We start from the raw sequence: 12,624 nt of genomic DNA on the forward strand, positions 1-12,624 counted from the left end.
GGCCGGCTCAGGCAGGTGTGGCGGTGTACGTCAGAGGTTGACGCCGTAGTCGCGCACGATGCCCGCGAGACCCGAGGCGTAGCCCTGGCCGATGGCGCGGAACTTCCACTCCGCGGCGTTGCGGTAGAGCTCGCCGAAGACCATGGCGGTCTCGCTCGAGGCGTCCTCGGAGAGGTCGTAGCGGGCGAGCTCGGTGCCGTTGTCGGAGTTGACGACGCGGATGAACGCGCCGGTCACCTGGCCGAAGTTCTGCCCGCGGGCGTCGGCCTGGTCGATCGAGACGGCGAAGACGACCTTGTCGACGTCGGCGCCCATGCCGGCCAGGTTGACCTCGACGACCTCGTCGTCGCCGTCGCCCTCACCGGTGCGGTTGTCGCCCTGGTGGACGACGAAGCCGTCGGGCGAGGTGAGGTTGTTGTAGAAGACGAAGTGCTGGTCGGTGACGACCTTGCCGTCGGCGCCGCACGACAGCGCCGAGGCGTCGAGGTCGAAGTCGGTGCCGGTGGTGGTGCGCACGTCCCAGCCGAGACCCACCAGCACCTTGTTGAGCCCGGAGGGCCCGGCCTCCTTGGTCAGAGAGACGTTTCCACCCTTGGACAAGCTGACGACCATGTCGACTTCCTCGTTTCGATCGGGGTCGGGCGCGCTGGTGCGCGGCCCGTCGTGTGGCAACCCTACAAACGCACGAAGGGGACAGACAGTTTCGGGGCCGAGAACTTCTCTCGACGTCCCGGTACGCCGTACTGGTTCTATGGCTCCATGGGCATCCTGCGCCAGCCACCCGTCCCCGCCGGGTTCACCGGCACCCGCCTCGGCGTCTGCAACCTGTGCGAGGCGATCTGCGGCCTCGAGCTGACCCTCGAGGACGGCGCCGTCACCGGCATCCGGGGCAATCCGGACGACCCGCTGTCCCGCGGCTACATCTGCCCCAAGGGCGTGTCGTTGGCCGACGTCTACACCGATCCCGACCGGCTGCGCCGTCCCGTACGCCGGGTGCCCGGGCCCGACGGTGCGGCCGACACCTGGGAGGAGCTCGGCTGGGAGGAGGCCCTCGACCTCGTCGCCGACCGACTGGCCGCGACGATCTCCGAGCACGGCGGCGACGCCGTGGGCGTCTACCTCGGCAACCCCAACGCCCACTCCCTCGGCTTCGGCACCCACGGCGCCGGGTTCGTCCGCGCGCTGCGGACCCACCACCGGTTCAGCGCCTCGACCGTCGACCAGGTGCCCCACCAGCTGGTCGCGTGGCAGATGTACGGCCACCAGCTGATGATCGCGATCCCCGACCTCGACCGCACCCGGCTGTTCCTCGTCGTCGGCGCCAACCCGATGGCCTCCAACGGCTCGTTGATGACCGTCCCCGACTTCCCGAAGCGGGTGCGCGAGCTCAAGGAGCGTGGCGGCCGGATGGTCGTGCTCGACCCGCGCCGTACCGAGACGGCCAAGGTCGCCGACGAGCACCACTTCGTCCGACCCGGCACCGACGCCCCGGTGCTGCTGGCGATGCTGCACGTGCTCGTCAGCGAGGGCCTGGCCCGCCCCCCGGCGTACGTCGACGGCCTCGAGCACCTCGCCGACCTCGTCGCGCCCTTCACCCCCGAGCGCGCGGCCGCGGTCTCGGGCGTCGACGCCGGCGCGATCCGGTCCCTGGCGCGCGAGCTGGCCGGCGCCGGCCCGGCCGTCGTCTACGGCCGGATGGGTGTGTCCACGCAGGGCTTCGGGACCCTGTGCCAGTGGGCGATCGCCTGCCTCAACCTGCTGTCCGGCCACTTCGACTCCCCCGGCGGCGCGATGTTCACCGAGCCGGCGGTCGACACCGTCGGGCTGCGCATCGCCGGTCCGGGTCGCCGCGACCGCTGGCGCAGCCGGGTGCGCGACGTACCCGAGTTCGCCGGGGAGCTGCCGTCCTCGGTCATGGCCGAGGAGATGCGCGAGCCAGGCGAGGGCCAGGTGCGGGCGATGGTCACCGTCGCCGGCAACCCGGTGCTGTCCACGCCCGACGGACCGGGCCTGGCCGAGGCGCTCGACGGCCTGGACTTCATGGCCGCCGTCGACCTCTACCTCAACGAGACGACGCGGCACGCCGACGTGGTGCTGCCGCCGACCAGTGCGCTCGAGCGCGACCAGTACGACCTGGTGTTCCACGGCTTCGCGGTGCGCAACACCGCGCGCTGGACGCCGGCGGTCTTCGCGCGCGACGAGGACCAGCGCCACGACTGGGAGATCTTCGGGGCGCTGGCGACCCGGATCGCCGAGCGGCTCGGCAGCCCGCTGTCCGACGACGCGGCCGGGCAGCTGGCCGCCGAGCCCGCCGACCTCGTCGAGCGGCTCCTCGACAGCGGCGGCCGGGCCACGGCGGCCGACCTCGTCGAGCACCCCGAGGGCGTCGACCTCGGCCCCCTGCGCCCGACGATGCCCGCCCGTCTGCAGACCCCCGACCAGCGGATCGACCTGGTGCCCGACCTGCTCGTCGGCGACCTCGACCGCCTCACCGCCTGGCTGGCCGACCTCGAGGCCACGCCCCGGGCCGCCGACGAGCTGGTGCTGATCGGCCGCCGCCACCAGCGCGACTGCAACTCCTGGCTGCACAACACGACCCGGCTCACCAAGGGCCGGGCCCGCCACCAGCTGCTCATGCACCCCGACGACCTCGCCGACCGGGGCATCGCCGACGGCGGCACCGTCGTGGTCACCTCACGCGTCGGCTCGGTCGAGGTCGCCGTGGCCGGGGCGGACGACATGATGCGCGGCGTCGTCTCGCTCCCCCACGGCTACGGCCACCAGCTGCCGGGCACCCGCCTCGCGCACGCCAGCACCGTGGTCGGGGTGTCGATCAACGACCTCACCGACCCCGACCTGCTCGACGTCGTGTCCGGCAACGCCGCCCTCAACGGAGTGCCGGTGACGGTGTCGCCGGCCTGAGGGCGGCCGTCTCGTCGGGCGTCTCGTCGACCGGCGCTGCGGCCGTCGCGGTCGGCGTACGACGCCACACGCGCTCGCCCAGCAGCACCAGGATCGCGGGCAGCATCACCAACCGGATCAAGGTGGCGTCGAGCAGGATCGCGGCGGCCAGGCCCACGCCCATCATCTTCATCTCGAGCATCGACAGCGTCGCGAAGATCGCGAAGACCGAGACCATCACCGCGGCCGCGCTCGTCACGACCCCGGCCGTCTCGGAGATCCCACGCTCGACCGCGAGGCGGGCGGGCAGCCCGGCGCGCACGTGCTCGCGGACCCGGCTCAGCACGAACACGTGGTAGTCCATCGAGAGCCCGACGAGCACGACCAGCACGAACAGCGGGAGCCAGTCGATCACGAAGCCGGGGGTGGTGAAGCCGAGCAGGTCGGCGCCGACGCCGTGCTGGAAGACCAGGACCAGGCAGCCGAAGGCCACGCCCACCGAGGCCAGGTTGAGCAGGACGGACACCACGGCCAGGAGCAGGCTGCGGAAGGTCGCCAGCATCACCAGCGCGGTGAGCAGCAGCACGAACCCGATCACCAGGGGCAGCCGGTCGCCCAGCCGGGCGTCGAAGTCGTAGCTCTCGGCCGCACCGCCGCCGACGGCCGTCTCGGCGTCGAGGCCACCGAGCGCCTGGGGCACCAGGTCGTCGCGCAGCGCCTCCAGCGCGTCGCCGACGCGCTCGTCGGACTCGTCGTACGGCATCACGAGGTCGAGCACGGTCGTGCCGCCGTCGGCCGACACCACCGGCGCCTCCCGGGTCGCGACGAAGCGTCCGGACGCCGCCGCGCGGGTCGCGAGGTCGTCCAGCGCGGTGGCGACCCGTCCGGCCAGCGCCGGATCGGCCTCGACCACCACGGTGGCCGAGGTGCCCTCGGCCGGGAACGCGGCCGTGAGGTCGCGCATCGTCTGCACCTCGGGGATCGAGGACGGCATCGTGTCGAGGTTGGCGGAGTGGATCCGCAGGCCCACGGCGGGCAGGGCCAGCGCCAGGACGACGAGCCCGGCGGCCAGGAGCGCCGCCACCGGCCGGCGTACGACGGGCCGCAGGATGCGGCGCGACAGCCCGCCCTGGCTGATCCGGGCGTTGGCGCGCCACAGCAGCGGCACCCGCGGCCGGTCGACCCAACGGCCCAGCCTGGCCAAGAGGGCCGGCAACACGGTGATCGAGCCGAGCACCGCCACCGCGACCACGACGATCGCGCCGACGGCCAGGCTGTCGAAGGTCGTGTCCCCGATCAGGAACAGCCCCGACATCGCCACCACGACGGCCGCGCCGGACACCAGGATCGAGTGGCCGGAGGTCTGGGCGGCGATGTCGATGGCGTCCAGCGTCGAGCGCCCGGCGAGCCGTTCCTCGCGCTCCCGCTTGAGGTAGAACAGCGAGTAGTCGACGCCGACCGCCATGCCGATGAGCACGATCATGCTGGTGACGGTCGGCTCCGCGTGCACCAGGTGCGAGAGCGGGGCGAGCACCCCGATCGTGGCGGCCACGCTCGTCGCGGCGAGCAGGACCGGCAGCCCGGCGGCGATGAGCGCCCCGAACGCCAGGAGCATCAGCACCAGGGTGATGGGGAGGCTGATGCCCTCGGCGGCGTGCAGGTCCTTGCCGACACGCTCGTCGATCGCGGCGTCGAGCGTGGCGTCCCCGGACACCCGGATCTCCAGGCCGGGATGGGATGTGGCCACCTGAGACACGGTGTCCCCGATGTCGTCGGCGAGGTCGTCGGGCAGGTCCTCCTCCTCGCCGAGCAGCGCTGGGACGAGGACCTCGGACCCGGCGGGACTCGTCTGCGGCTCGCCGACGGACGTCACGCCGTCGACGCCGGCGAGAGCACGGGCCACGTCGCCCGCCGCCGCGTCCAGCGCTCCGGGGTCGGATGCCCGCCCCGTGACGAGGACGTACTCGGTCCCGGGCTCGTCCAGGCCCGCCGCGTCGACCAGGGCGTCGGCCCGACCGGACTCGCCGATCCGGTAGTCGGCGTCGTCGGCCTCGACGGTCGGCACGAAGGAGGCGAGCACGACGGCCAGCGCCACGAAGGCGAACCAGGCGCCGATGGCCCGCCAGGGGTGGGTGGCGCTCCAGCGGGCGGCGCGGCGAGGGACGGTGACCAGGGGATTCGACATGGCCCCAGCGTCACCGCCGCGGACCCGGCCGTCAGGGGCGCGGCCACCACTCCCGAGGTGGTGCCTGCACCACTGCCCGACGGTCTCTCGACCCGCGATGATGGGGACGTGACCGAACCGAGCCGTCTGCGCCTGACGGCGTACGCCGCCGCGCAGCTCGTGCTCGGGATCCTCGCCCTGGTGCTGGCGATCCTCACGGTCACGGGCGCCGCCCTGATGGTCGTCTGGGTCGGCGGGCTGCTGCTCGCGATCTCGGTGCCGCTCACCCGCGTGGTCGCGGACGCCCACCGGCGGATGGCCACCGACGTGCTGGGGCTGGAGGTGCCGCGCCCCTACCGCCCGGTACCGAGCCACCCGTGGCACGCGCTGGTCGCCGTGGCCCGTGACCCGATGACCTGGCGCGACCTGGCCTGGCTGGTGTGGGCATGCACGTTCGGCTGGGTGATCGCGCTGATCTGCGTCCTCGAGCTGCTGGCCCTGGTGACCTGGCCGCTGTGGTGGTGGACGCTGCGTCCCAAGATGCGCGCACGCAGCCAGATCGACCTGTGGTTCCTGGCCACCAGCCGCACCGAGCGGCTCCAGCAGCGGGTGCAGGTGCTCACCGAGACCCGCGCCGAGGCCGTCGACAGTGCCGCTGCCGAGCTGCGCCGCCTCGAGCGCGACCTGCACGACGGCCCGCAGGCGCGGCTGGTGGCGCTGTCGATGAGCCTGGGGCTGGCCGAGCAGCTGCTCGCCGAGGACCCCGACGCCGCACGGCGCCTGATCGGCGACGCCCGGACGACGACCTCGGCCGCGATCGGCGACCTGCGCTCCGTCGTGCGCGGCATCCACCCCCCGGTGCTGGCCGACCGCGGCCTCACCGGGGCGGTCCAGGCCCTCGCGCTCGACATGGCGGTGCCCGTCACGGTCGTCGCCGACCTCGACGGCCGCCCGCCGGCGCCGGTCGAGTCGGCCGTCTACTTCGCCGTGGCCGAGTGCCTGGCCAACGTCGGCAAGCACGCCCGCGCCGACGCGGTCACCATCGCCATGACCCACGTCGACGGACGGGTGCGGGTCCGGGTGCACGACGACGGGGTGGGCGGCGCCGATCCGGGCGCCGGGACCGGCATGCTGGGGGTCCGACGCCGGTTGGCCGCCTTCGACGGCACGATGTCGGTGTCGAGCCCGACCGGCGGGCCGACCGAGGTCATCCTGGAGGTGCCGTGCGACTTGTCCTCGCCGAGGACCACGCCCTCCTCCGGGCCGGGATGATCCAGCTCCTCGAGGCCAACGGGTTCACGATCCTGCACGCGGCGGTCGACGCCGCGTCGCTCGACGCCGCGCTCCGCGACCCCGACGCGCAGGCCGCGGTGGTCGACGTACGCCTGCCACCGGGGCAGACCGACGAGGGCCTGCGCGCCGCGATCGCCGTGCGCCAGGCGCGGCCGGGCTTCCCGGTCATGGTCATCTCCCAGTACGTCGAGCACCTCTACGCCCGCGAGCTCCTGGCCAGCGGGGAGGGCTCGGTCGGCTACCTGCTCAAGGACCGGGTCTCCGACGTCGCCGAGTTCGTCGACGGCGTACGCCGGGTGGCCGCCGGCGCGACCGTGCTCGACCCCGAGGTGGTCGCCACGATCATGGCGCGGCGTCGCGAGGAGCCGCTGGACCGGCTGACCCCGCGGGAGCGGGAGGTCCTCGGGCTGATGGCCGAGGGCCGCTCCAACGCCGCCATCGCGGCCCGGCTGGTCGTCACCGACAAGGCCGTCGCCAAGCACATCAACAGCATCTTCGCCAAGCTCGACCTCGGCGCCGCGGACGACGACCACCGCCGGGTGCGGGCCGTGCTCGCCTGGCTGCGCGTCTGAGCCCCCGCCCGCTCAGGAGAGCAGCGCGAGCACGGCGGCTCGGGCGGCCGCGGGGTCGGCGGCGGCCAGAGCCGCCTCGGCGGCCTCCTCGCACTGGTCGTGGGTGACCGAGGCGAGCCGGGCGCCGACGGGGCGCGCGGCGGCCGCGGCCATCGACAGCGACGTGACCCCCATCCCGACCAGGGCGCACGCCAGCAGCGGATCGGCGGCGGCCTCACCGCAGACCCCGACCGGCTTGCCGGCCTGGCGACCGGCCTCGGCGGTGATCGCCACCAGCTGCAGCACGGCGGGCTGCCACGGGTCGGTGAGGTGGGCCAGGTCGGTGGCCATCCGGTCGGCGGCCATCGTGTACTGGGTCAGGTCGTTGGTGCCGATGGACAGGAAGTCGACGACCTCGAGCATCCGGTGGGCCAGCAGCGCCGCCGACGGCACCTCGACCATGACCCCGGCCTTGAGCCCGCGGCTGCGGACCGCGCTGGCGAAGTCGGCAGCCTCGGCGACGGTCGCGACCATGGGCGCCATCACCCAGGTCTCGGTGCCGGTGGCCCGCGCGGCCGCGGCGATCGCGTCGAGCTGGCGGGACAACAGCCCGGGGTTGCCGAACGACAGCCGCAGGCCGCGTACGCCGAGCGCCGGGTTCTCCTCGCCGGCCAGGGTGGCGAACGCGACGGGCTTGTCGGAGCCTGCGTCGAGGGTGCGGACGACGACGTGGCCGACGTCGCCGAACGCCGCGAGCACCTCGGTGTAGATGGCGGCCTGCTCGTCGACGCTCGGCTCCTCGGAGCGGTTGAGGAAGCACAGCTCGGTGCGGAACAGGCCCACGCCCTCGACCGGCGCGGTCGCGGCGCTGCGCGCCGACTCGCCGTCGGCGACGTTGGCCAGCACCTTGACCGCGAGGCCGTCGGCGGTGGCGCCGGGGCCGCTCCACGTCTCGAGCGCGGCGCGCCGCTCGGCGTCGTCGGCGACCAGCCGCCGCGCCTCGTCGGCGTCGGGGTCGGGGGTCAGCAGGCCGGTGGTGCCGTCGACGAGCAGCAGGGTGCCGGCCTCGACGGCGAGCAGGTCGGCCACGCCGACCACGCAGGGGATGCCGAGCTGGCGGGCGATGATCGCGGTGTGGCTGGTCGGGCCGCCGCGCTCGGTGACCAGGGCGACGACGACCGCCGGGTCGAGCCCGGCGGTATCGGCGGGGGCGAGGTCCTCGGCGACCAGCACCGACGGCTCGGAGGGGGTCGGCACCCCCGGCTCGGGCTCGCCCACGATGCGGGCGACCAGGCGCTTCTCGATGTCGCGCAGGTCGGTGACCCGCTCGGCCATCAGCCCGCCCATCTTGGTGAAGGTGCCGACGAACTGCTCGACCGCGTCGTGCACCGCGACCAGCAGCGGGCTCCCCCCGCGCAGGTTCTTGCGCACGGCACCGCGCAGGCCGCGGTCGCGGGCCAGGCCGGCGCTCGCGCCCAGCACCTCGGCCGCCGCCCCCGTGGCGCTCTCGGCCTTGGTGGCGAAGCCGTCGGCCACCTCGGCCGCGGCGGCGTCGAAGGCCGCCAGCGCGCCCTCGTCGTCGGCGTACCCCCCGTCGCCGAAGGCGGCGACCGCCTCGGCCGACACCTCCCCGCGGGCGACGACGGCGGGGCCGTAGGCGACGCCGGGGACGACGGGGGTGCCCCGGAGCTCGGGGACGGAGGACGGGGAATCGGTGACCACGATCACAAGTTACCCGGCCCCACCCCTTGACAGTCAACACATACGGGCATAAAACAACACATACACAGAATGTGAAGGAGGTCACCGTGTACGCCGAGGAACGCCAGCAGTCCATGTCCAGGCTCGTCGCCGAGCGACGCCGGATGTCGGTCGCGACCCTGGCCGCCGAGTACGACGTGACCACCGAGACCGTGCGCCGCGACCTCTCCCAGCTCGAGCGCCTGGGGCTCGTACGCCGGGTGCACGGCGGCGTGGTGCCGGCCGACGCCCTCGGCCCGATCGAGGCCGGGCTCGGCGAGCGCGACCGCACCAACGCCGACGTGAAGGACCTCATCGCCAAGGCGGCGGTCGCCCTGCTCCCCCGCGACGGTGGCACCGTCGTGCTCGACGCCGGAAGCACCACCGCGCGCCTGGCCGCCGCGATCCCCTCCGACCGCCGGCTCGTGACGTTCACCCACGCGGTGCCGGTCGCGGCCCGCCTGGCGGGCCTGCCGGCCGTCGAGCTCCACCTGCTGCCCGGCCGGGTCCGTGCGGCCACCCAGGCCGCCGTCGGCGCCGACACCGTGACGGCCCTCGGCCGGCTGCGCGCCGACGTGGCCTTCGTCGGCACCAACGCGCTCACCGTGCGCCACGGGCTGTCCACCCCCGACGCCGACGAGGCGGCGACCAAGCGCGCGATCGTCGCGTCCGCCCGCCGGGTCGTCGTCCTGGCCGACTCCTCCAAGGTCGGCCGCGAGTCGACCATCAGCTTCGCCGCGCTCGCCGACGTCGACTGCCTGGTGACCGACACCGGCATCGAGCCCGGCGACCGCCGCGCGATCGAGAAGGCCGGCGTCGAGGTGGTCCTCCCGTGAGCACTCCCCCGCCCGACGCCCGCGGCCTGATCGTCACCCTCACCCCTAACCCCAGCATCGACCGCACCGTGGCGCTCGCCGGTCCGCTGGTCAGAGGTGGCGTGCACCGCACCGCCTCGGCGTTCTCCCAGGCCGGCGGCAAGGGCGTCAACATCTCCCGCGCCTGCCTGTCCGCCGGCGTCGCGACCACCGCCGTGCTGCCCGCCGCCGGCGACGACCCGTTCGTCGCCGACCTGGCCGCCGCCGGCATCGCCCACCGCCTCGCACCGGGCGACGGGCCGGTGCGGGTCAACCTGACGATCAGCGAGCCCGACGGCACCACCACCAAGCTCAACAGCCCCGGCGCCACCGCGAGCCCGGCCACCCTCGACGCGCTCGCCGCGACCCTGCGCTCGCTGGCCGACGAGGCCGACTGGATCGTGCTCGCCGGCTCGCTCCCGCCCGGCGCCCCCGCCCGCTGGTACGCCGACCTCGTCGCCGAGCTGCGCACGACCACCACCACCCGCATCGCCGTCGACACCAGCGACGAGCCGCTGGTCTCCCTGGTCGACCGGCTCGGCCCCGACACGGCCCCGCACCTGATGAAGCCCAACGGCGAGGAGCTGGCCTCGTTCACCGGCGCCGACGGCGCGGCACTCGAGGCCGACCCCGCCGCCGCGGCCGCCGCGGCCCGGACCCTGCTCGACCGTGGTGTCACCGAGGTCCTGGCCACCCTGGGCGGCCACGGGGCGGTGCTGGTCACGGCCGACGGCGCCTGGCACGCCATCCCGCCCCCGACCGACGTCGTCAGCACCGTCGGTGCCGGCGACTCCAGCCTCTTCGGCTACCTCCTCGGGGGCCTGCGCCAGCAGGACCCCGCCCACCGTCTCGCGCTCGCCGTCGCCTACGGCAGCGCGGCCGCCGGCCTGCCCGGCACCACCATCCCGCAACCCACGCAGGTGCGACCCGACCTGGTCGTCGTACGCGCGCTGCCCTCACCACTGGAGAGTGACCGATGACCGACCTCATCACCGTGGATCTGGTCCGTCTCGATGCCGACCTCGGCACCGAGAAGCACGACGTGATCCGGGCGCTGGCCGCCGTGGTCGCCTCCGCGGGGCGGGCGACCGACGTCGACCGCATCGTCGAGGACGCCCTGGCCCGCGAGGCCAAGTCGGCCACCGGGCTCAAGGACGGCATCGCGATCCCGCACTGCCGCACCGCCGGGGTCGACACCCCGACGCTGGTCTTCGCCCGGCTCGCGCCGCCCGTCGACTTCGGCGCCAAGGACGGCCCCGCCGACCTCGCGTTCCTGATCACCGCCCCCGAGGGCGGCGACAACGCCCACCTGCAGATCCTCACCAAGCTCGCCCGCGCGCTGGTCAAGAAGGACTTCACCGACGGCCTGCGCGCCGCCGCCACGCCCGAGGAGGTCGTCGCGCTGGTCGCCGGCGTCGTCGACCCGGCCCCCTCGACCGCGGCGACCACCGGGGCCGCCGGAGTCGCTGGGGCCACGGGGGCTGCCGCAGGCCCGCTCGACAAGGCACCCGCCGCGACCGCCGCGACCACGCGTCGCCTCGTCGCCGTGACCGCGTGCCCGACCGGCATCGCCCACACCTACATGGCCGCCGAGGCCCTCGAGGCCGCCGCCGGTCGGGCCGGCGTCACCATCGACGTCGAGACCCAGGGCTCGGCCGGCGCGACGCCGCTCGACCCGGCGGTCATCGCCGCGGCCGACGCGGTCATCTTCGCCGTCGACGTCGGGGTCCGCGACCGTGGCCGCTTCGCCGGCAAGCCGCTGGTCTCCTCCAGCGTCAAGCGCCCGATCGACGAGGGCGACCTGATGATCGCCGAGGCGCTCGAGCGCGCCGACGACCCCCACGCCCCACGCGTCGAGGGCAGCGCCGACGGCGGCGGTGACGCGGCCGCGTCGACCGGCACCGAGTCGTGGGGTGGCCGGATCCGTCGGGTGCTGATGACCGGCGTGTCCTACATGATCCCCTTCGTGGCGGCCGGCGGTCTGCTGATCGCACTCGGCTTCCTGCTCGGCGGCTACGAGATCGTCGGCCCCTACGGCGACATCGCCGTCAACAACACGTTCTTCGACCTGCCCGACCCTGGTGCGCTCGGCCTCGACCACGCCCTGTTCGACTCCGGCCTGATGGCCTACCTGGGCGCGCTGTTCTTCATCATCGGCAAGACCGCGTTCATGTTCTTCATCCCGGCCCTGGCCGGCTACATCGCCTACGCCATCGCCGACCGGCCCGGCATCGCCCCCGGCTTCATCGTCGGCGGGCTGGCGGCCAACATCTTCGCCGTCCAGAGCAGCGCGGCCGACCCGGTCTCCCTGCCCGCCACCGGCTTCCTGGGCGCAATCGTGGGTGGCGTGCTCGCCGGCGTGATCGCTCACTGGCTGGCCCAGCGCAAGGTCCCCTCGTGGGCCCGGGGCCTGATGCCGGTCCTGGTGATCCCGCTGGTCACCTCGATCGTCGCCGGCCTGCTGATGATCGTCGTCTTCGGCAAGCCGATCGGTTGGCTGATGGACCGCCTCAACGACGGCCTCACCGACATGAGCGGCAGCTACGCCGTCCTACTCGGCGTCGTCCTGGGCCTGATGATGGCCTTCGACATGGGCGGTCCCCTCAACAAGGTCGCCTACTCGTTCGCCGCCGCCGGGGTGGGCGGTGCCTCGCTGGCCAGCGACGCTCCTCAGCTCAAGATCATGGCGGCCGTCATGCTCGCCGGGATGGTGCCGCCGATCGCGTTGGCCCTGGCCACCGTCGTCCGACCGAAGCTCTTCAACGCCGCCGAGCGCGAGAACGGCAAGGCCGGCTGGCTCCTCGGCGCCTCCTTCATCACCGAGGGAGCGATCCCGTTCGCCGCGGCCGACCCGCTGCGGGTCATCCCGGCCATCATGCTCGGCAGCGCCGTCACCGGCGGGCTGTCCGAAGCCCTCGACGTCAGCGTCCGGGCCCCGCACGGCGGCATCTTCGTGCTCTTCGCCGTCGACGGCGTGCTCGGCTTCCTGATCTCGCTCGCCGCCGGCGTCGTGGTCGGCGCGGCCGCGGTCATCGCCCTGAAGTCCACCGCGAAGACCCCCGCCGCCGCCGTGGCCGTCTGACCTACCGTCCTACCCACCACCACCACCACCGTCACCCGA

At 74.1% G+C, this 12,624-nt stretch carries 9 protein-coding genes; 6 read left to right on the top strand and 3 right to left on the bottom strand.

Annotated features, from left to right (window positions below):
- Nucleotides 1–30 precede the first annotated feature (30 nt).
- Nucleotides 31–612, bottom strand: coding sequence for a TerD family protein (locus FJQ56_RS13900; RefSeq protein ID WP_140010153.1), 582 nt, complete (start codon nt 610–612; stop codon nt 31–33).
- A 147-nt stretch (nt 613–759) separates the two neighbouring features.
- Between FJQ56_RS13900 and FJQ56_RS13905 the strand changes: the two genes are divergently transcribed.
- Nucleotides 760–2,922 (top strand): molybdopterin-dependent oxidoreductase, encoded by a 2,163-nt coding sequence (locus FJQ56_RS13905; RefSeq protein WP_140010154.1) that lies wholly within the window; start codon nt 760–762, stop codon nt 2,920–2,922.
- Here FJQ56_RS13905 and FJQ56_RS13910 read toward each other — a convergent pair.
- The gene (locus tag FJQ56_RS13910) at nt 2,888–5,086 is read right to left on the bottom strand and encodes an MMPL family transporter (protein WP_140010155.1); all 2,199 of its coding nucleotides are present in this window, start codon (nt 5,084–5,086) and stop codon (nt 2,888–2,890) included. The genes FJQ56_RS13905 and FJQ56_RS13910 overlap by 35 nt on opposite strands.
- A 108-nt stretch (nt 5,087–5,194) precedes the next feature.
- On the opposite strand from FJQ56_RS13910, the gene FJQ56_RS22475 reads away from it, so the two are divergent.
- Complete coding sequence (locus FJQ56_RS22475) at nt 5,195–6,337, top strand: sensor histidine kinase (protein ID WP_211351015.1); 1,143 nt, start codon at nt 5,195–5,197, stop codon at nt 6,335–6,337.
- Nucleotides 6,289–6,930, top strand: a complete 642-nt coding sequence (locus tag FJQ56_RS22480) for a LuxR C-terminal-related transcriptional regulator (RefSeq protein ID WP_211351017.1) — start codon at nt 6,289–6,291, stop codon at nt 6,928–6,930. Before FJQ56_RS22475 ends, FJQ56_RS22480 begins: the two co-directional genes overlap by 49 nt.
- 12 nt (nt 6,931–6,942) lie before the next feature.
- Here the strand turns inward: FJQ56_RS22480 and ptsP are convergent, their stop codons facing one another.
- Nucleotides 6,943–8,631, bottom strand: a complete 1,689-nt coding sequence (gene ptsP / locus FJQ56_RS13925) for a phosphoenolpyruvate--protein phosphotransferase (RefSeq protein ID WP_211351019.1) — start codon at nt 8,629–8,631, stop codon at nt 6,943–6,945.
- 86 nt (nt 8,632–8,717) lie between these two features.
- On the opposite strand from ptsP, the gene FJQ56_RS13930 reads away from it, so the two are divergent.
- Genes FJQ56_RS13930 through FJQ56_RS13940 form a run of 3 tightly spaced genes read left to right on the top strand, consistent with a single transcriptional unit; the run spans nt 8,718 to nt 12,585 of the window.
- The gene (locus FJQ56_RS13930) at nt 8,718–9,485 is read left to right on the top strand and encodes a DeoR/GlpR family DNA-binding transcription regulator (RefSeq protein ID WP_140010456.1); all 768 of its coding nucleotides are present in this window, start codon (nt 8,718–8,720) and stop codon (nt 9,483–9,485) included.
- Between the two features lie 26 nt (nt 9,486–9,511).
- Entirely contained in the window at nt 9,512–10,483 is a 972-nt protein-coding gene (locus FJQ56_RS13935) for a 1-phosphofructokinase family hexose kinase (protein WP_140010457.1), read from the top strand.
- On the top strand, nt 10,480–12,585 hold the full coding sequence (locus tag FJQ56_RS13940; protein WP_140010158.1) for a PTS fructose transporter subunit IIABC: 2,106 nt from the start codon (nt 10,480–10,482) through the stop codon (nt 12,583–12,585). The genes FJQ56_RS13935 and FJQ56_RS13940 overlap by 4 nt, the downstream gene beginning before the upstream one ends.
- Nucleotides 12,586–12,624: the final 39 nt, after the last annotated feature.

Origin of the sequence: Nocardioides plantarum (assembly GCF_006346395.1) — a bacterium.
GTDB classification, from domain to species: domain Bacteria; phylum Actinomycetota; class Actinomycetes; order Propionibacteriales; family Nocardioidaceae; genus Nocardioides; species Nocardioides plantarum.